The sequence below is a fragment of the Arthrobacter sp. SW1 genome (genome assembly GCF_001766675.1).
In the GTDB taxonomy this organism is placed as follows: Bacteria; Actinomycetota; Actinomycetes; order Actinomycetales; family Micrococcaceae; genus Arthrobacter.
The window spans coordinates 1-19,293 of record NZ_MJLT01000023.1 but is presented as its reverse complement, the minus strand read 5'-3'; the positions used below and the strand labels follow the sequence as shown (position 1 = coordinate 19,293).

Here is a 19,293-nt window from a genome sequence, read left to right as displayed (position 1 = left end):
CAAGGATTGAGTGTGACGGGACGATGCGTGACGCGGCACCGCTTCGGCGGCGCGTCAGGCCTGCGTCCAGGCAGTCATGCATAAACTATGTGCGGCAGCCAGTTTATGCGTCCGGGAGCCTGCACATCCAATGCGGCAGGACCGGCCGGTTGCCACCCATGGGAGCTGTTCAGACACGCAGGAGGACACTTGGCAACAAGGCCGCGGGAAACCCGTGAAGCCAAACGGCGCATCCGGCAGATGGAGGCCAAGCGCGATCTGCGGCAGGAACAAGCCAAACGGCGCCGCTTCGACAACATCGTCGCCACCGCGGGTGGTACCGTCCTGCTGGCCGCAGCCGTTGTCCTGCAGCTCACCGTCTTCAATTCCAATCCCACGGAAGCCGAATACGCGGCAGCCCAGGCCGGGCTGAGCACCCCCTCCCCCAGCCCCTCGCCGTCGAACGGGCCGGACATCCCCAAACCGGAGACGGCAGCGGGCAAGACGTTCACCGGCGAGCTCAGGGTCAACGGCGCGGCAATCGGTGTCTCCCTCGACGGCACCAAGGCCCCGCAGGCCGCCGCAGTCTTCAAGTCGCTGGCGGACTCCGGCTACTACAAGGGCAAGTTCTGCCCGCGCGTCACTACCTCGGACTCCTTCGCGCTCCTACAGTGCGGTGGCACCAAGCCGGCCGATACGGGCGATGACAGCGACTACCACTGGGGGCCGCTGGAAAACACGCCCGCGGACAACAAGTACCCGGCGGGCACCATCGCGGTCGCCCGCACCGGCGACAACGCCTACGGCAACGGGCACCAGTTCTTCATCGTGTACAAAGACACGGTCATTCCGGCGGACTCCGCCGGCGGCTACACAATCGTGGGCAAGGTGACCAGCGGCCTGGACAATGTCGCAAAGATCGCCAAGGCCGGAATCAAGCCCGGTGGTTCGAAGACCGACGGCGCCCCTGTGGCAACAGTCACGATAGACTCGTTTTCCCTGAAGTAAACAGGCCCGGGCCCGGTCCCGTGGCGCGTTACCTTAGTAATCCCTCGAGCGAAAGACTTTTAGCGGTGACACACAGTCAGCAATCCGACGAAACTGCAGTAACGGCCAACGAAGAAGAGCAGCAGCTCCCCGCAGCCTCCGAAGAAACGGCGACGGCGGACGCTGTGACGCAGGAAACGGCGCCTTCCGCTGCAGCAGGGGAAGTCGCAGCCGAGGCACCCGCCGAAGCTCCCGTGGAGGAATCCGGCGAAGCTCCTGCGGAAACAGCCGCGCCTGCTCCGCAGGCACCCCGCCCGGCAGCTCCGTCTCCGGCGGCGTTCGCGGCCCGCCCGAAGGCCGCCCCGAGCGTGGTCCCCGCCGCTCCCGCAGCCGCCCCCTCGGCTGTTTCGTTGGCTGAGGCTTCTAAGTGGGGCCGCGCAGAGGAAGACGGCCACGTCTTCCTGACGATCGACGGCGAAGAGCAACCCGTGGGCCAGTACCCGGGTGTCAGCCGCGAGGAAGCCCTGGGCTACTTCGCACGCAAGTTCGAGGACATCCTGGCCCAGATCGTGCTGCTGGAACACCGGGTCGAATCCAAGGCGCCGGCCACGGACATGCAGAAGACCGTGAACCACCTGCGCGAACAGCTGGCCGAACGCAACATGGTGGGCGACATCCGCTCCGCCGAGGCACGCCTCGATACCCTGACCTCGCAGATCGCCGAACTCGAAAAGTCGGAGAAGGCAGCGCACGAGGCCGCCCGCACCGCCGAGCTCGCCGCCCGCGAGGCCATTGTGGCCGAGGCCGAGGCAATTTCCGGGCAGGATCCCGCGCAGGTGCAGTGGAAGACCTCCAGCGCCCGCATGAACGAGCTCTTCGAAAGCTGGAAGACCGCCCAGAAGAACGGCATCCGCCTGGGCCGCAGCAACGAAGACGCCCTGTGGAAGCGCTTCCGCGCAGCCCGCACGGTTTTCGACCGCCACCGCCGCGCCTACTTCTCCCAGCTGGACAGCACCAATTCGGCAGCCAAAGCAGCCAAGGAAAAACTGATCGCCGAGGCCGAGGCCCTGTCCTCCTCCACCGACTGGGGCTACACCGCGGGCGAGTACCGCCGCCTGATGGACCAGTGGAAGGCCACCCCGCGCGCCAGCCGCAAGGACGATGACGCGCTGTGGCTGCGCTTCCGCGCCGCCCAGGATGTGTTCTTCAGCAAGCGCCAGGCCGCCAACGAGGAAATCGACCAGCAGTACGCGGCCAACCTGGTGGTCAAGGAAGAACTGCTCACCGAAGCACAGGCACTCCTGCCGATCTCGGACCTGGCCGCAGCCAAGAAGGCCCTTCAGTCCATCCGCGACCGCTGGGAAGAAGCCGGCAAGGTTCCGCGCGCAGACATGGGCCGCATCGAGGCCGGCCTGCGCAAGGTGGAAGACGCCGTGCGCGAGGCCGAGGACGAAAAGTGGCGCCGCAGCAACCCGGAAACCAAAGCCCGTACCAACAGCGCCCTGGCGCAGCTTGAAGCCGCGATCGCAGGCCTGAAGGAAGACCTTGCCAAGGCCGAGAAGACAGGCGACGCCCGCGGCATCAAGGAAGCACGCGAAGCCCTTGAGGCACGCCAGGCCTGGCTGGACCAGATCCAGCGCTCGGCCAGCGACCTCAGCTAGCACCTCCGCCGTACAGGCCCGGTTCCGGTTATCCACATAACCGGAACCGGGCCTGTACGCGTTTAACCAGTGCAGGCCATGATGGCTCAATGAGCGCCACACCACCGGCCACGGAGCCGGCCGTCCCCCTGCAGGAGCTGTACTCCCCCAGCGCCTTGTTCAGTTACGCCGAACTTCAGTCCATGGCGTTCGACGGCGTGCTGCAGCCCCTGTTCGGCGAAAGCTTCATCGCGCCGGGAGTCAGCGTGACGCCGCGCCTGCGGGCACGCGCGGCGGCCTTGATGGTCCCTGGAAACATCCGCCGGAAAGTGGTCGCGGGGCGCATGACGGCCGCTTGGATCTACGGCTGCGGAACGGCTCCGGAGCGGCTCTCCCTGCTGGTGGATGCCAAGCACCGGGTCTCCAGCCTGCGGTCCACGCGCGGCTGCATCCTGCACGAAGTGCGCCTCGGCCCCATGGACGTGGTCAGCATCGGCGGCCTGCTCGTCACCAGCCCGCTGCGCACCGCCGTCGACATCGCCCTGCATGTGGAGGCGGAACGCGCCGTCCCCGCCCTCAGGGCGCTCCTGGACAAATCCGAGCTCGGCATCCGCTTTCGCCTGCTACGGCTGGCCATTGACGCCACGCCGCGGGTGCCGCACAAGAAAGCAGCCCTGGCGAAACTTCTGGCGCTGCTCCCGGAACCGGCGGAGTCCGCGGCGTGAAACAATGCCTAGCTGCGCCGCCGGTTGCCCGTGGTCCGGTAGACGTCGAAGACCCCGTCGATCCGGCGCACGGCGCTGAGGACATGATGCAGGTACTTGGGATCACCCATTTCGAAGGCGAAACGGGAAATCGCCACACGGTCGCTCGAGGTATGCACGGACGCGGCAAGGATGTTCACGTGGTTGTCCGAGAGCACCCGGGTCACGTCGGACAGCAGGGACTTCCGGTCCAGGGCTTCCACCTGGATTTCCACCAGGAACACGCTGGACTGTGTCGGGGCCCATTCGACTTCGACGATCCTGTCCGGCTCGTCGCGGAGGTCTGCCACGTTGGTGCAGTCGGTACGGTGGACGGAAACGCCGGAGCCACGCGTGACGAAGCCCAGGATCGGGTCCGGCGGAACCGGGGTACAACAGCGGGCAAGCTTGACCCAAACATCGCCCACGCCGCGCACGATCACGCCGGAGTCGGAGTACCGGGTCTTGGCTACTTGCGTGGGGACGCTGACCTCATCGAGCTCATCATCCGGAGCTTCCTGGCCGCCAAGGTGCTCCATGAGCTTTTCCATGACGGATTGGGCGGAGGTATGGCCGTCGCCGACGCCGGCGTAGAGGCCGGAAATGTCGACGTAGTGGAAGTCCTCCGCCACTGCGGACAGCGCGTCGTGTGTCATGAGGCGTTGCAGCGGCAGGTTGTGCTTGCGCATGGCGCGGGTCAGCAGGTCTTTACCGCGGTCGATCGCTTCCTCGCGACGTTCCTTACTGAACCATTGGCGGATCTTGTTCCGGGCACGGGCGCTCTTGACGAAGTGCTGCCAGTCCTGGCTGGGCCCGGCACCTTCTGCCTTGGAGGTGAAGATCTCCACCCAGTCCCCGTGGTTCAGCTCGCTGTTGAGCGGAACCAGCTTGCCGTTCACCCGGGCGCCGATGGTCCGGTGGCCCACCTCCGTATGCACCGCGTAGGCGAAGTCCACGGGGGTCGAACCGGCCGGAAGGGCCATGACCTCACCCTTGGGGGTGAACACGAAGACCTCGCGGGCGTTGATCTCGAAGCGGAGGGAATCGAGGAACTCGCCCGGGTCCGAGGTTTCCTGCTGCCAGTCCACCAGGGAGCGCAGCCAGCCCATGTCGCCGTCGCGCGGACTGCCCGGGCCGACGGCGGTCCGGTTGGGTTGGTCCTTGTACTTCCAGTGCGCGGCCACGCCGTATTCGGCGCGGCGGTGCATCTCATGGGTACGGATCTGGATTTCCACCGGCTTGCCGCCGGGACCGATGACCGTGGTGTGCAAGGACTGATACATGTTGAACTTCGGCATGGCGATGTAGTCCTTGAACCGCCCGGGCAGGGGGTTCCAGCGCGCATGCAGGGTACCAAGGGCCGCGTAGCAGTCGCGGACGGTGTCGACCAGGACGCGTACGCCCATGAGGTCGTTGATGTCGTCGAAGTCCTTATCCCGTACCACCATCTTCTGGTAGATGGAGTAGTAGTGCTTGGGACGGCCGGTGATGGTCGCTTTGATCTTCGCGAGGCGGAGGTCGTCGGCGATCTGGTTACGGATGACGCTGAGGCTCTTTTCGCGCTCCGGGGTGCGGTCGCCCACCATCCGGACGATTTCTTCGTACACCTTGGGGTAGAGCGCGGCGAAGGAAAGGTCTTCGAGTTCCCACTTGATGGTGTTCATGCCCAGGCGGTGGGCCAGCGGTGCGAAGATCTCAAGGGTTTCACGGGCTTTGCGGGCCGAGGATTCGGCCGACACGAAGCGCCACGTGCGCGCGTTGTGGAGCCGGTCGGCAAGCTTGATCATCAGCACCCGGATGTCCTTGGCCATCGCCACGACCATCTTGCGGACCGTCTCCGACTGGGCGGCGTCACCGAACTGGACCTTGTCCAGCTTGGTCACGCCGTCCACCAGCATGGCCACTTCCGGCCCGAAGTCCCGGGTGAGGTCGTCCAGTGTGTAGGGGGTGTCTTCCACGGTGTCGTGGAGCAGTGCGGCAGCGAGGGTGGTTCCCGTCATGCCTAGTTCGGCAAGGATGGTGGCGACCGCTACGGGGTGGGTGATGTAGGGGTCGCCGCTCTTGCGCTTCTGCCCCTGGTGGCTCCGTTCGGCAACTGTAAAGGCGCGCTGGATGAAGTCGAAGTCTTCCTTGGGGTTGTTGGCACGCACCGTTCGCAGGAGGGGCTCGAGGATCGGCGAGTAGCTGGTGGTGCCGCGGCCCGTGAGGCGGGCAAGCCGGGAGCGCGTTCGCTCGCGCCGGCCGGGGAAGGTCGGGCGCATGCCGAAGCTGTCCACGGGCACCCCGCCCGCGGTACTTGCCGACGGCGCAGGGGCAGTTCCGGAGGCACGGCCCGGGCCGTTGTCCCCTCCTGCCGGTGGCGCCGACGTCGTACGTTCCTCCACAGATGTCCCCTCACGAACGAATTAATTATCCCAGTCTATTCCTGCCGGAGCACCGCTCGGGAACTGCCGCCAACATGACGGAAACACCGTCGCCGCAGGCGGCAACGCTCTCTTTGCGGACAGGCCGTAAAGCACAGGGCCGGCCACCGCCGGATGCGGTGGCCGGCCCTGTGCTTGGTGCGGCGGTCAGGCGGTGACGGGCTCGCCGTCGGACGCGTTTCCTGCCGAGTGGCGGGAGGCAACCTTCCGGGCCTGCTTGACCAGTTCCGGCTCGCCCTGGCGCAACCAGGCGTACAGCGGAGCGGCAATGAAGATCGTCGCCGCCGTGCCGATCAGGATGCCGACGAAAAGCGCCAGCGACAGGTCGCGGAGCGTGCCTGCGCCGAGCAGGCCTGCACCGATGAACAGGATCGCGGCAACCGGCAGCACAGCGACCATCATGGTGTTGATCGAGCGCACCAGCGTCTGGTTGACCGCGAGGTTCACCTCGCCGGAGAAGGTCCGCCGGGTGGAGGTGCCGATGTCCGCCGTGTTCTCACGGATCTTGTCGAACACCACCACGGTGTCGTAGAGCGAGTAGCTCAGCACGGTGAGGAAGCCGATGATCGCGGACGGGGTCACCTCGAAGTCACTGGCCGAATACACGCCGGCGGTGATGAGCATGGTAACCACCATGCCCACCAGCGCGGAGACGGACATCTTCCACGTGCGGAAGTACAGCGCCATCAGCACCGCAGCGAGGCCCACGAAGACCACGAGGCCGATCAGGGCCTGGCGGGTGACGTCCTGGCCCCAGGTGGGACCGATGAAGGTCGAGGTGACCTCGTTGTCGGTAACGCCGTAGGCCGAGGTGAGACCTTCCTTGATGCGGAGGGTTTCGTCGTCGCTGAGCTTGTCCGTCTGGATCCGCATGGTGTCGCCGGCGACGTTCGCCACGCGGGGCACAGCGCCGGGGACGACGTCGTGCACGGCCTTTTCGCCGAGCGAGGCATCGGTGGTCTTGACGTTCGAAACCGTGAATTCGGAACCGCCGCGGAACTCGATGCCGAGGTTGAAACCGCCCTTGGCCACCGGCAGGAGGATCGACACGGCCATCAGGACAGCGGCGATCAGGAACCAGATCTTCTTGGTGCCGACGAAATCGTAGGACCGCTTGCCGGTGTAGAGCTCATTGCCGAAGCGTGCGAAGCTGCTGCTCATTACTTGCCTTCCTTGGATCCGGCGGACGTTCCGCTGCCGTTCGACGTTCCGGACAACTCGCCCTGCTTCTCTGCGAGCCGGCGTTCGGCGATGGTCATGCGGCGTTCGGCTTCCGCAACTGCGCCGGTGTTGCGCGGGCGGACCACGGCGGGCTTCTCCGTGGGTGTGCGGAGGCGCCCGGCGCCGCGGTACAGCGGCACGGCTCCGAGGCGTTCGGGGTCCAGGCCGGAGAAGCGGTGGCCTTCACCGAAGAACTTGGTGCGGGCCAGCAGCTGCAGGGTGGGGTGCGTGAACATGAAGACCACCAGGAGGTCGGCCAGCGCCGTGAGGCCGAGGGTGAAGGCGAAGCCGCGGACGTTGCCCACTGCCACGAAATACAGGACCAGCGCGGCGAGCAGGTTGACGGCCTTCGAGGCCAGGACGGTGCGCTTGGCGCGCTTCCAGCCGTTTTCGACGGCGGACACGAGGCCCTTGCCTTCGCGCAGTTCGTCGCGGATGCGTTCGAAGTACACGATGAAGGAGTCCGCGGTCTGGCCGATGGCGACGATGAGGCCGGCAACGCCTGCCAGCGACAGGCGGTAGTTTTCGGTCCAGCCGAGGATCGCGATGGCCAGGTATGTCAGGCCGCCGGCGACCACGAGGGAAGCGATGGTGACGAAGCCGAGCGCCCGGTACTGGAACAGGGAGTAGACCACCACCAGGAGCAGGCCGATGACGCCGGCCAGCAGCCCGAGGCGGAGCTGTTCGCCACCGAGGGTTGCCGAGATCTGCTCTTCGGATTGGATGTCGAAACTGATGGGCAGGGCACCGTAGCGCAGCTGGTCTGCAAGGGCCTTGGCGCTTTCTTCGGTGAAGTTGCCCGTGATCTGCGGACGGCCGTCGGTGATAACGGCGAGGGAGCGCGGCGCGGAGATCACCTGGTCGTCCAGGACGATGGCGAACTGGGCCTTGGGATCGTTGCCGCCCTGCGACTGCGAGGCCAGGTAGAACTGGTTGAGGCGCTCGGTGACGGCGCGGAAGGTCTTGGTGGCGGACTCATTGAACGTGATGTTCACGGCCCAGTCGTTGGTGACCGAACCCTGCGCGCCCTGGACGGGACCGAAGGACGAGGACGTGATGTCCTGGCCCTTCACTTCCACCGGGCCAAGGATGTACTTGATGGCAGGGCTCACGTCGGTGGCCGGTTCACAAGTGACCAGCGGCTTGGTGGGGTCGGAACGTTCCTGCTTGTCCTGGGCCGGGTTGACGCAGTCAAGGGCTTCGAAGGCCTTGTAGACATCGGCGGTGACCCAGTTGATGTCGCTGGCATCCTTCGGCTTGGCCGTCGGCTTGGGCAGGTTTGCGTCCTTGGTGCGGCTTTCCGGCGGCACGGGTGCGCCGTCCGTCGCAGCAATGACCGGGCGGAAGTTCATGTCCGCCGAGGCCTGGATCAAGGCACGGGTTTCCTTGGACGGGGTACCCGGCAGGCTGACCACGACGTTCCGGCCGGACTGCGTGCTGATTTCAGCTTCGGCGACGCCGGAACCGTCGACGCGCTGGCGGATGATCGCCACGGCCTGGTTCAGTTGGTCCTCGTTGATTTCCGATGTGCCCTCGACCTTGGGCGCCAGGATCATCTGGGTGCCGCCTTCGAGGTCCAGGGCGAGCTTCGGAGCCCAGCTGGCCTGGCCCGCGATGACGCCGCCGCCAAGGACGGCGGTCAATGCGGCGAATATTGCGACAAGCCAGATCAGCACCCTGCGGGCTGGGTTCTTGCGGCCGGTTCGTGCCATGTTTGATCTTCCTGTTGTGACGGAACTACCGCCGGCCGTCGCTTGTAAGCGCAGCCGGCGGCAGCTCATTGCCTAGGGAACGTGTCCGCCTTGGAAAGGCGCAGGACTAGTTGTCCTTCTTGTCTTCGCCGTTGAGCCGCTTGATGGACTCTTCCGGGGTTTCGTTCGGGTCCACCGTGGAGCCGGCCTGCGGCGCGTTCCCGAGGGAGGACGCGTCATCCGGAACCTCGACGGCGGCCTCTGCGGCCACCGGGGCGTCCACGACCTTGGTGACGGCCTGGCGGTGCACGGTGGCGAGGTTTCCGGGGGACAGTTCAAGGACGACCTTGTTTTCAGCTTCGTCGATCGAAACGATCCGGCCGAAGAGGCCGAAGCTGGTCATCACGTCCACGCCGGGAGCAAACTTGGCCTGCAGCTCGGCCTGCTGCTGCTGGGCCTTCTTGTTGCGGCGGAACATCATGAAGATGAAGACGCCGAGAAGGACAAACAGCAGAATGTTCATTACATCCACGGGGAAGTTCCATTTCTTTGCATACGTTGAGGTTCACGGCATCGTTCCCCGGTGGAACCGGCAGCGGAGAAATCCCCCGACCAACCGGAACTGCACCGCCAGTCGGCGGGCATGGCTCCATGGGCCCGAACGTGCCGAGCGTCATACCAGTCTAGGGGGAAAAGCCGGGCGCAGGGTTACAACCCGGACTCGATGCGCTGCTCCGTGTTGTCATCCTCGTTGAACAGGTCCAGCGGGTCCTGGCCGAATACGCCGGCGGGGACCGCGTAGCCGAGGTGGGTCCAGGCCGGGGCCAGGGCGATGCGGCCGCGTGGCGTGCGGCCCAGGAGTCCTTCCCGCACCAGGAACGGTTCGGCGACTGTTTCCACGGTTTCCGGCTCTTCGCCGACGGCGATGGCGAGGGTGGAAAGACCCACGGGCCCGCCGTTGAACTTGGTGATCAGGGCGTCGAGGACGGAGCGGTCCAGGCGGTCGAGCCCACGTTGGTCGACTTCGTACATGTCAAGGGCGGCCGAGGCAGACCGAGCGTCGATCTGCTCGACGCCGTGCACCAGGGCCCAGTCCCGCACGCGGCGCAGCAAGCGGTTGGCGATACGGGGCGTTCCCCGCGAACGACCCGCGATCTCGCGGAAGCCCGCAGAGTTCACTTTCAGGTCGAGCAGCCCGGCCGAACGGCGCAGCACCAGTTCGAGTTCTTCGACGGTGTAGAACTCCAGATGCCCGGTGAAACCGAAGCGGTCGCGCAACGGTCCGGGCAGCAGGCCGGCGCGGGTGGTGGCGCCCACCAGGGTGAACGGCGGCAGCTCCAAGGGAATGGCGGTGGCACCGGCCCCCTTGCCCACCACGATGTCCACACGGAAATCTTCCATGGCCATGTAGAGCATCTCTTCGGCAGGCCGGGACATGCGGTGGATCTCGTCCAAGAACAGCACCTCGCCCTCGGACAGCGATGAGAGGATCGCGGCGAGGTCGCCGGCATGCTGGATGGCGGGGCCGCTGCTGATCCGCAGGGGCACATTCATTTCCGCGGCGATGATCATGGACAGCGTGGTCTTGCCGAGCCCCGGAGGTCCGGAAAGCAGCACGTGATCCGCGCTGCGTCCGCGAAGGCGTGATGCTTCAAGCACCAGCGCCAACTGCTTGCGCACCCGGTGCTGGCCCACGAAGTCGTGCAGGTTCTTCGGCCGGAGGGCGGCCTCGATGACGCGCTCTTCCGGTTCCTCCCCGCCCGCGACCAGTGAGGGTTCAGCCACGGCTGCCTACCCTGTTTCCTGCGCGCGCGCCGTCCTGGCCAAGCCAGCGGAGGGTGGCGCGCAGGATCTGTGCCACGTTGCCCGCCTCGGCAAGTTCCGGGGAGTCGGCCATGGCTTTGTCGATGCTTCCGCCGGCGTCCTTTTCCGACCAGCCAAGGCTGGTCATCGCGGCAACCACCTGTGGCTTCCAGTCCGCTTCGGACACGGCCGCAGGCGACGGTGCGGTTCCGCCGGTGCCATGCGGAACAAGCTTGCCTGTCAGCTCCAGGACGATCCGGCCGGCAACCTTGGGTCCGATGCCGGGGACCTTCGTGAACGCTTTGCCGTCGCCGCTGTGCGCGGCAACCCGAATCGTCTCGGGATCATGGACGGCAAGGACCGCCAGGGCGAGGCGCGGCCCGACCCCGCTGACACTGAGCAGGACCTCGAAAACTTCGCGTTCGTCGTCGTCGGCAAAGCCGAAAAGCGTCAGGGAGTCTTCGCGGACGATCAGCGAGGTGAACAGCTGGGCTTCCTCGCCGACATGCAGGCGGCTCAGGGTCTGCGGGGTGGCGAACACGCTCATGCCGGCGCCGTTAAGGTCGATGACCGCCGTGGACAGACCCACGTGCGCCACCGTTCCGCGAAGAAAACTGATCAAAGCCGGCTCCTACTGCCTATCCGAACATATCTACGAATACCCTAGCAAGGGCATCGGACAATCAGCGTCCGCGGCGCGCCTTGGCCTCGGCTTCGGCCCACGCCCGCTGTGCCGGCGTCAGGGAATTGCTTCCCGGGCCGGTGGTCGCGACGGCGGCCCCGCTGCCCGCACGCCAGGCATGGGTGACGGCCAGCGCAAGCGCATCGGCGGCGTCGGCGGGCTTGGGCGGCGCATCCAGCCGCAGGATCTTGGTGATGAGCTTGGTGACAGCGTCCTTGTTGGAGCCGCCGCTGCCGGTCACGGCGGCCTTGACTTCCGACGGCGTGTGCAGCGCCACCGGGATCCCGCGGCGCGCGGCGGCAGCAATGACGACGCCGGACGCCTGGGCGACGCCCATCACCGTGCTGACGTTGAGCTGCGAGAACACGCGCTCCACCGCCATGACGTCCGGCTTGTGCAGGTCAAGCCATTCGTCGATCGCTTCGGCGATGACGAGGAGGCGCTTGTCGAGGGTCTCCTCCGGCGAAGTCCCCACCACTCCGACGGCGACCATGGTGGCGCGCCGGTTCCGTTCGACGTCGACGACGCCGATGCCGCAACGGGTAAGGCCCGGATCGACTCCCAATACGCGAAGAGTCAAGATCCGGGCCTTTCCTGGTGCTGTGGTGTTGTGAGCTGCGGGCCTATTCGGCGTCGAGCGCAGCCTGTACGTCTTCGCTCATGTCGGCGTTGGTGTAGACGTTCTGGACGTCGTCCAGGTCCTCGAGGGCGTCGACGAGCTTCATGAACTTCTTGGCACCGTCGAGGTCGAGCTGGACCTCCATGGACGGCACGAATTCGGCTTCGTCGCTTTCGTACTCGATGCCGGCTTCCGTCAGCGCGTCGCGGATGGCCTGCAGGTCGCCGGGCTCGGAGTGGATTTCCCAGTTCTCGCCGCTGTCCTTGACTTCCTCGGCGCCGGCTTCGAGCACGGCCATGAGGATGTCGTCTTCGCTCAGGCCGTTCTTCGGCAGGCTGACCACGCCCTTGCGGGTGAAGAGGTAGCTCACGGAACCGGGGTCGGCAATGGTGCCGCCGTTGCGGGAAATCGCCAGGCGCACTTCGGAGGCTGCGCGGTTCTTGTTGTCGGTCAGACATTCGATGAGCAGCGCCGAGCCCTGCGGACCGCGGGCTTCGTACATGATCTCGGTGTAGTCGACGACCTCGCCGGTGAGGCCGGCACCGCGCTTGATGGCGCGGTCGATGTTGTCGTTGGGGACCGAGGTCTTCTTGGCCTTGGTGACAGCCAGTTCCAGGCCCGGGTTGCCGGCGAGGTCCGGGCCGCCCATGCGGGCTGCGACTTCGATGTTCTTGATCAGCTTGGCGAACGACTTTGCACGCTTTGCGTCAATGACGGCTTTCTTGTGCTTGGTGGTCGCCCATTTGGAGTGGCCTGACATGCTCTTACGCTTCTCCTCTGATCATTCGAATGAAAAGTTCGTGGATGCGCTTCTCGCCCGTCACTTCCGGGTGGAAGGAGGTGGCCAGCAACTGGCCGGAGCGCACGGCAACAATTCTAGCCAACCCATGCAAAGTGTCCGTGTGCCGTGCCTTGTCCGGCTCCACCTGGGCCAGGATTTCGACCTCCGGCCCCACGCGTTCCACCCATGGGCCACGGATGAACACGGCGTGCACCGGCTCCACGCCGGCCTCCCCCGCGCTGAAGTCCAGGCCCTTGAAATCAAGGTCGGTTTCGAAGGATTCGCGCTGCCGGCCGAAGGCGTTGCGGCGCACGGTGATGTCCAGTCCGCCGAAGCTCTGCTGGGGGTTGCCGGCCAGGTCCTTGGCGGGATCGGCGATCTCGTTTGCCAGCAGGATCATGCCTGCGCAGGAGCCGTATACGGGCATGCCGGCGGCGATCCGCTCCTTGATGGGCTCGGCAAGTTCGAAGATGCGTGCCAGTTTGTCGATGGTGGTCGATTCCCCGCCGGGAATCACCAGGCCGTCGACGGCGGCCAGTTCCGACGGGCGGCGGACGCCGACGGCGCGTGCCCCCACGGCTTCAAGGGCATGGAGGTGTTCGCGCACGTCGCCCTGCAGCGCGAGCACGCCGACCAGCGGCGAGGAAGTCAGTGGATTGTTCACCAGAACATTCTAGGGGTGGAGGGCGCGCGGACCGCGCCCGGAAAGGCGGTGGACGCTCAGCAAGTAGCATGGACAAGGATTCAGAGGACGATTGAAGAGGTAGGCACTATGTGCGGAATCGCCGGTTACCACGGTTTTGGGGAAGACGAAGCTCTGCTGAAGGTCATGAACGACTGCATTGAGCACCGCGGCCCCGACGGCGAGGGCTACTTCACCGAAGGCAACGTGGGCCTGGCACACCGCCGGCTGTCCATCATCGACGTCGCGCACGGCCAGGAACCGATGGTCAGCGCCGATGGCGACACGGTCCTCGTCTACAACGGCGAGGTCTACAACTACCTTGAACTGCGTGCGGAACTGGAAGGCCTGGGCCGCAGCTTCCGCACCCAGTCCGATACCGAGGTAGTCCTCCAGTCCTACGAACAGTGGGGCATCGAGGCCTTCGACCGCTTCAACGGCATGTTCGGCCTGGCCATCCTGGACAAGAAGAAGAACGTCACGGTCCTGGCCCGCGACCACTTCGGCATCAAGCCCGTCTACTGGGCCAACGCGGGCACGCAGGATGCCCCGAAGATCCTGTTCGCCTCCGAAATCAAGCCCCTGTTGCAGAGCGGCAAGATCGAGCGCAAGCCCAACGAACGCATCCTGTACCGCTACCTGCAGTACCGGATCCACGACGACTCGGCCGAGACTTTCTTCGACGGCGTCTCCAAGTTGCTGCCCGGCGAGATGATGACCATCGACAACGCCACCGGGAAGTACAGCATCACCGCCTTCACCCGGCTCCGCGAAGAGCTCGAGGAACTTTCCAAGGTCAACCGGCCCTACACCCCGGAAGTCACCGAGGAGTACCGGCAGCGCTTCACCGAGGCCATCCGGATGCGCCTGAAGTCCGAGGTTCCCCTGGGCTCCGCGTTGTCCGGCGGGCTCGACTCCTCCGCCGTGGTCGTCACGATCAACAAACTGATGCAGGAAAAGGCGGAAGCCACCGATTCCCTCGGCGCGAAGCAGAACACCTTCAGCGCGGTGTTCCCGAACTCGATCAACGACGAAGAGCACTATGCCGATGCCGCGATCGCCAAGTGCAGCGGCAACATCCAGGCCCACAAGATCCTCCCCACGCCGGAAGGCTTCGCCGCCGACCTGGAGGACTTCGTGCGCACCATGGAGGAGCCCATCATCTCCTCGGGCCCCTACGCGCAGTATTGCGTCATGAAGGAAGCGTCCAAGCACGTCACCGTGCTCCTGGACGGCCAGGGCGCCGACGAGATGATGGCCGGCTACATCCCCTACTACTTCGCCTACCTGCGCCAGCTCAAGGCCAAAGGCGACTACAAGACGTTCTTCAAGGAAGCCACGTCCTCTCTGGACATCTTCTACCGCTTGGGCCGCTTCCGCCTCCAGGGCATGCTGACCGCGAAGAAGACAGTGGCCATGTCCTCCCTGCTGAGCAAGGGCTTCACCGGCAAGTACAAGGGCGAAAGCTTCGGCAACATCCCGGACAACATGAAGATGCGCCTGATCGACGACCTCTTCCACAAGTCGCTGCCTTCCCTGCTGCGCTACGAGGACAAGAACACCATGCGTTTCTCCCTGGAGGGCCGCGTGCCGTTCCTGGACAAGGAAGTGGTCAAGTTCCTCTTCAGCCTCTCCGATGAAGCGATCATCAAGGGCGGCTGGAACAAGCGCATCCTGCGTGACGCCACGCGCGGCCTGCTGCCGGAGAAGATCAGCAACCGCCGCAACAAGATCGGCTTCACCACCCCGGAGGCGGAGTGGTTCAAGCTGATGAAGGAGCGCCTGTACAAGGTGTTCATGTCCAACTCCTTCGCCGAGCGTCCGTACTGGAACCGCGAGGCCGTGCTGACGGCGTTCGAGGAATACCTCAACGACAAGAACGACGCCGACACCATGATCTTCTGGCGCCTGCTGAACGTCGAGCTGTGGTTCCGCGAGTTCATCGACAACAACGAAACGCCCGCGGACGTGAAGGAAAACAAGAGCGACTACGAGCCGAACCCCGGCAAGGAACTGGACATCACGGTTCCCGAATCCGTGGGCGGCGACACCTTCCGCCGCTACCCGCTGCAGACCGGCGTCTTCACCCGCGAAACGGATCTCGATCCGGAAGTCCTGTCCTACGTGAAGCGCTTCTTCGACGGCCTGGAGACGGCGGACGAGGCGACCCGCAAGGCCGTCGCCTCCACCTCGTGGTACCTGCTGGTGAGCGAAAAGATCGTCGCCATCACCCAGGGCCGTTCCTTCCCCGTCTGGGAAATCAAGGTCACCCCGGCGGCCCGCATCCTGAGCAAGTTCGTCAAGCGGACGCCCGCTGGCATCGGCCTGGGCAGCCCGTGGTCGATGCAGATCGCCATCAACGAGGTCGGCCTGCCGCTGATCGTGAAGGCGGCCGCCGCGAGCGTCGTCGGCAAGCTGCAGGGCAAGAGCGGCGTGTTCTACGACGTCGTGGGCCACAACATCAACGCGATCGACGGCGCCACGCCCTATAGCCTCGGTTCGTCCGCGAACTCGGTGAAGCTGGCCCCGAAGGATCCGGAAGCGGTTGCCCGCCGGATCAGCGCGCTGGTCCGTGAACAGGTTCCGGCCGAATACGCCGCGAACTTCGCGGGCACCTCGATCATGGACGCCAACGACCTCGGCGTGGTGGCCATGGGCCATGACACCGACCTGCCCAAGGACACCATCCAGGCGATCTTCAAGGACAACCCGCAGGGCCAGGGCGCCCAGGCGACCCCGATGTCGCTCGTCTTCAAGCAGGGCTAAGGCTTCACGCGGGCCTGAAGCGGTCCCAGCGTGGCCGCCGCCGCTGCGCCAGCCGGCCCATCAGCCGGGAGGCGCGGAGCAGCCTGGCCGCTTTGGGCGTCCTCAGGCGGGAGTACCGCCCCAGCAGCCCGACGACGTCGACGTCCCCTTCCGGCGCTGACCGCAGCAATGCGGTCAGCGCCGCTGCGTCTTCCAGGCCGCATCCCGCGCCCTGCCCAAGATCCGGTGTCATGGCGTGCGCGGCGTCGCCGGCGAGGGCGACGCGCCCGCGGTGGAACGCCTGGAGCGGCGTGGCGAGGTGGTACAGATCGTGCCGGAGCACCTCGCTTTCGGACGTACCGGCGATCAGGGCACGCGCCTGCGGATACCACGCGGCGAATTCATGCGCCGCCGCATCCTTTTCAGAGGCGAAGCCCGTGGAGCCGGCGCTGTGGCCTTCAGGACGGCTGGCCACGGCGAACCAGTACACCCGGCCGTCCGCCAGGGGAACCGTGCCGAAACGCTGCCCGCTCCCCCAGTCCTCGCCGGCGGTGCCCGCGGTGTCGGCAGGCGCGTTCGTCACGCCGCGCCAGGCCGTATACCCCGCGTAGCGCAGGCCCGGGTCCATTCCCAGGAATCCGCGCGTGGCGCTGCGCAAACCGTCGGCGGCCACCACGAGGTCCCAGGAACTGCGGCTGCCGTCCGGGGCGGCGAGGACGGCGGCACGGTCCGCACCGCCGTCGTCGAGCACGCGTACGGAAGTACCCCAGTGGATAGGGATACTGCGGCAGGCTTCCAGCAGGAAGCCCCGCAGCGCGGCCCGGTGGAACATCCGCACACCGGGCCGGGCCCAGGACGGGAAGGACAGGGCGATGGAACCGTCGGGGCGCCGCATGGCGGTCCGGGTGGAGGCGGCCGGTCCGTGCGGCAGCCGGTCATAAGCCTCGAGCAGGCCCAATTCCTTCATGGCCTTCCGGGAATTCGGGAACAGCGAGATTCCGGCTCCGGGAGCCGCCTCCCGCGGGCTCCGTTCGAAGACCTCGACGGCGGCGCCCGCCCGCGCGAGCCCTGCCGCCGCGGCAAGCCCGACAATTCCGCCGCCGATCACCGCAACCTTCATCGCTGCCCCCTCATCGCTTCGATTACCGGGCCAATTCTCGCATTGGCACGGCAGGCTTGTGAGCCACGCCTCACTCGTGAAAGTGTTGCTTCATGACGACTTCCAGCAGCAACCCGTTGTTCGAACCAAGCAGCCTTCCTTACCAGTTGCCGCCCTTCGCGGCGATCGAGGACAAGCACTACGCAGAGGCCATTGACGCCGGACTGGCGGAGCATCTCGCCGAGATCGAGGCCATCGTTGCTGATCCCGCGCCAGCGGACTTCGCGAACACGGCGGAGGCCATGGAACGCTCGGGCCAGTTGCTGGGGCGCGCCGCTGCTTCCTTCTACACCCTGGTCTCGGCCCACGCCACGGACGCCATCCGCCAGCTCGAAACGGAGCTGACCCCCAAGCTCTCTGCACACCACGACGCTGTCTACCTCAACAAAGCCCTGTACGAGCGCTTTGCCGCGATCGACGCCTCCGGCCTCGACGCTGAGTCCCGCCGCCTGGTTGAGGAGTACCTGCGGGAGTTCCGGCAGGCCGGCATCCAGCTCGACGCCGCAGGCCAGGACCAGCTGCGCGCTCTTAACGCCGAGTTGTCCCGGCTGGGCACCGAGTTCGGGCAGCGCACCAAGGAGTCCATGAAGGCAGCTGCAATTCTCGTGGAAGACGCCGCGGAGCTCGCCGGGCTTCCTGCGGACGACGTCGCCAGCGCCGCCGAAGCCGCCCGCGCAGCGGGGCACGACGGGAAATACCTGCTCACCCTGATCCAGCCAAGCAACCAGGCGGCCATGGCTTCCCTGGAAAGCCGGGAACTGCGGCGGCGCCTTTACGAGGCCTCCGTGGCCCGCGGCACCGACGGCGGTCCGCTGGACGTGCGGGACCTGGTGCTGTCGATGGCGCGCCTCCGGGCCGGGAAGGCTGCCCTCCTCGGCTTCGCGAACTACGCGGAGCTCGTGGTGGAACGCCAGACCGCGCCGGACTTCGCGGCCGTCCAGAGCATGCTGAACCGGCTGGCTCCGGCCGCGGTCCGGAACGCCGACACCGAGGCTGCCGCCCTCGCCGAAAGTGCCGGCCACCCGCTGGAGGCCTGGGACTGGGCGTTCTACTCGGCGAAAGTGCGGCGCGAGCGTTACGAGGTGGACGAGCAGGCCCTGCGGCCCTATTTCGAATTGGACCGGGTCCTGGTTGACGGCGTGTTCTTCGCGGCGAACAAGCTGTACGGCCTGACGTTCCAGGAGCGCACCGACCTCCAGGGTTTCCACCCGGATGTGCGCGTGTGGGAAGTCTTCGACGCCGACGGCAGCGGGCTGGGCCTGTTCCTTGGCGACTACTACACGCGCGACACCAAACGGGGCGGTGCGTGGATGGACTCACTCGTGGCGCAGTCGGCCCTGCTCGGGACCAGGCCGGTGGTCTACAACACCTTGAACGTCTCCAAGCCGCCGGCCGGGGAAGCCACGCTCCTGACCCTCGACGAAGTACGCACCGTGTTCCACGAGTTCGGCCACGCGCTGCACGGCCTGCTGTCCAACGTCACGTACCCGCGGTTCTCGGGCCCCGAAGTCCCCCGCGACTTCGTGGAGTACCCTTCGCAGGTCAACGAAATGTGGATCATGTGGCCTGAGGTCCTGGCCAACTACGCGCGGCACTACCGCACCCGCGAACCGCTTCCGAAGGAGACGGTCGCCCGTCTGGAGGAATCACGGCTGTGGGGCGAAGGCTTCGCCACCACGGAATATCTCGGCGCCGCGCTGCTGGACCTCGCCTGGCACGTCCTGGACGACGCTTCCCTTCCGGAGGACGTCCTCGACTTCGAGGCCAAAGCCTTGGCCTCAGCAGGAGTGGCCCACGCACTGATCCCGCCCCGGTACCGCACGGGATACTTCCAGCACATCTTCGCCGGCGACGGTTACGCGGCCGGGTACTACTCCTACATCTGGAGCGAAGTCCTGGACGCCGACACGGTGGAATGGTTCAAGGAAAACGGCGGCCTCACCCGGGCCAACGGCGATACCTTCCGGGCGGAGCTGCTCTCGCGCGGAAACAGCCGGGATCCCTTGGAATCCTTCCGCGCCTTCCGGGGACGCGACGCCGAACTGGAGCCCCTCCTCAAGCGCCGCGGCCTCGAGTAACACGCCGCTTGCCGGGTCGACGGGGTTTCGACAAGCTCAACCACCAAACGACGGCGGCGG

15 protein-coding genes are annotated in these 19,293 nt (G+C 66.1%); 5 read left to right on the top strand and 10 right to left on the bottom strand.

Going from position 1 to position 19,293, the window contains the following annotated elements; genetic code table 11:
- Positions 1-189 precede the first annotated feature (189 nt).
- From BIU82_RS10100 to BIU82_RS10090, 3 genes are all read left to right on the top strand, one after another.
- Complete coding sequence (locus tag BIU82_RS10100) at positions 190-987, top strand: peptidylprolyl isomerase (protein WP_070349343.1); 798 nt, start codon at positions 190-192, stop codon at positions 985-987.
- A gap of 65 nt (positions 988-1,052) precedes the next feature.
- Positions 1,053-2,627 (top strand): DUF349 domain-containing protein, encoded by a 1,575-nt coding sequence (locus BIU82_RS10095; protein ID WP_070349342.1) that lies wholly within the window; start codon positions 1,053-1,055, stop codon positions 2,625-2,627.
- Positions 2,628-2,716: 89 nt separating this feature from the next.
- On the top strand, positions 2,717-3,331 hold the full coding sequence (locus BIU82_RS10090; protein ID WP_070349341.1) for a type IV toxin-antitoxin system AbiEi family antitoxin: 615 nt from the start codon (positions 2,717-2,719) through the stop codon (positions 3,329-3,331).
- 8 nt (positions 3,332-3,339) lie between these two features.
- On the opposite strand, the gene BIU82_RS10085 is transcribed toward BIU82_RS10090, so the two are convergent.
- The 9 genes from BIU82_RS10085 to pdxT all read right to left on the bottom strand — a co-directional run bounded on the left by BIU82_RS10085 (position 3,340) and on the right by pdxT (position 13,233).
- Positions 3,340-5,733, bottom strand: coding sequence for a bifunctional (p)ppGpp synthetase/guanosine-3',5'-bis(diphosphate) 3'-pyrophosphohydrolase (locus tag BIU82_RS10085; protein ID WP_070349340.1), 2,394 nt, complete (start codon positions 5,731-5,733; stop codon positions 3,340-3,342).
- Between the two features lie 186 nt (positions 5,734-5,919).
- Positions 5,920-6,933 (bottom strand): protein translocase subunit SecF, encoded by a 1,014-nt coding sequence (secF, locus tag BIU82_RS10080; RefSeq protein WP_070349339.1) that lies wholly within the window; start codon positions 6,931-6,933, stop codon positions 5,920-5,922.
- Positions 6,933-8,705 carry a protein translocase subunit SecD gene (gene secD, locus BIU82_RS10075; RefSeq protein ID WP_070349338.1) on the bottom strand — a complete coding sequence of 591 codons (1,773 nt, stop codon included), beginning with the start codon at positions 8,703-8,705 and terminating at the stop codon, positions 6,933-6,935. Before secD ends, secF begins: the two co-directional genes overlap by 1 nt.
- Before the next feature lie 106 nt (positions 8,706-8,811).
- Complete coding sequence (yajC, locus tag BIU82_RS10070) at positions 8,812-9,207, bottom strand: preprotein translocase subunit YajC (protein WP_070349337.1); 396 nt, start codon at positions 9,205-9,207, stop codon at positions 8,812-8,814.
- Positions 9,208-9,392: 185 nt separating this feature from the next.
- A complete protein-coding gene (gene ruvB / locus BIU82_RS10065) occupies positions 9,393-10,469 on the bottom strand; it encodes a Holliday junction branch migration DNA helicase RuvB (protein WP_070349336.1) in 1,077 nt (358 codons plus the stop codon).
- Positions 10,462-11,109, bottom strand: a complete 648-nt coding sequence (ruvA, locus tag BIU82_RS10060) for a Holliday junction branch migration protein RuvA (RefSeq protein ID WP_070349335.1) — start codon at positions 11,107-11,109, stop codon at positions 10,462-10,464. The genes ruvB and ruvA overlap by 8 nt, the downstream gene beginning before the upstream one ends.
- Positions 11,110-11,170: 61 nt before the next feature.
- Positions 11,171-11,749 (bottom strand): crossover junction endodeoxyribonuclease RuvC, encoded by a 579-nt coding sequence (gene ruvC / locus BIU82_RS10055; RefSeq protein ID WP_070349334.1) that lies wholly within the window; start codon positions 11,747-11,749, stop codon positions 11,171-11,173.
- A 43-nt stretch (positions 11,750-11,792) separates the two neighbouring features.
- Entirely contained in the window at positions 11,793-12,548 is a 756-nt protein-coding gene (locus BIU82_RS10050) for a YebC/PmpR family DNA-binding transcriptional regulator (protein WP_070349333.1), read from the bottom strand.
- Positions 12,549-12,552: 4 nt separating this feature from the next.
- Positions 12,553-13,233, bottom strand: coding sequence for a pyridoxal 5'-phosphate synthase glutaminase subunit PdxT (gene pdxT, locus BIU82_RS10045; protein WP_253182743.1), 681 nt, complete (start codon positions 13,231-13,233; stop codon positions 12,553-12,555).
- A 108-nt stretch (positions 13,234-13,341) separates the two neighbouring features.
- On the opposite strand from pdxT, the gene asnB reads away from it, so the two are divergent.
- Positions 13,342-16,017, top strand: a complete 2,676-nt coding sequence (gene asnB, locus BIU82_RS10040; protein ID WP_070349331.1) for an asparagine synthase (glutamine-hydrolyzing) — start codon at positions 13,342-13,344, stop codon at positions 16,015-16,017.
- Between the two features lie 4 nt (positions 16,018-16,021).
- Here the strand turns inward: asnB and BIU82_RS10035 are convergent, their stop codons facing one another.
- A complete protein-coding gene (locus BIU82_RS10035; RefSeq protein WP_070349330.1) occupies positions 16,022-17,116 on the bottom strand; it encodes an FAD-dependent monooxygenase in 1,095 nt (364 codons plus the stop codon).
- A gap of 92 nt (positions 17,117-17,208) precedes the next feature.
- Between BIU82_RS10035 and BIU82_RS10030 the strand changes: the two genes are divergently transcribed.
- A complete protein-coding gene (locus BIU82_RS10030) occupies positions 17,209-19,233 on the top strand; it encodes a M3 family metallopeptidase (protein WP_070349329.1) in 2,025 nt (674 codons plus the stop codon).
- Positions 19,234-19,293: the final 60 nt, after the last annotated feature.

What these genes read in the sequence shown, in the direction of transcription:
- asnB (WP_070349331.1), top strand. Translation starts at nt 13,342, where the DNA reads ATGTGCGGAATCGCCGGTTACCACGGTTTTGGGGAAGACGAAGCTCTG.
- BIU82_RS10050 (WP_070349333.1), bottom strand. Translation starts at nt 12,548, where the DNA reads ATGTCAGGCCACTCCAAATGGGCGACCACCAAGCACAAGAAAGCCGTC.
- BIU82_RS10090 (WP_070349341.1), top strand. Translation starts at nt 2,717, where the DNA reads ATGAGCGCCACACCACCGGCCACGGAGCCGGCCGTCCCCCTGCAGGAG.
- yajC (WP_070349337.1), bottom strand. Translation starts at nt 9,207, where the DNA reads ATGAACATTCTGCTGTTTGTCCTTCTCGGCGTCTTCATCTTCATGATG.
- secF (WP_070349339.1), bottom strand. Translation starts at nt 6,933, where the DNA reads ATGAGCAGCAGCTTCGCACGCTTCGGCAATGAGCTCTACACCGGCAAG.
- secD (WP_070349338.1), bottom strand. Translation starts at nt 8,705, where the DNA reads ATGGCACGAACCGGCCGCAAGAACCCAGCCCGCAGGGTGCTGATCTGG.
- BIU82_RS10035 (WP_070349330.1), bottom strand. Translation starts at nt 17,116, where the DNA reads ATGAAGGTTGCGGTGATCGGCGGCGGAATTGTCGGGCTTGCCGCGGCG.
- BIU82_RS10030 (WP_070349329.1), top strand. Translation starts at nt 17,209, where the DNA reads ATGACGACTTCCAGCAGCAACCCGTTGTTCGAACCAAGCAGCCTTCCT.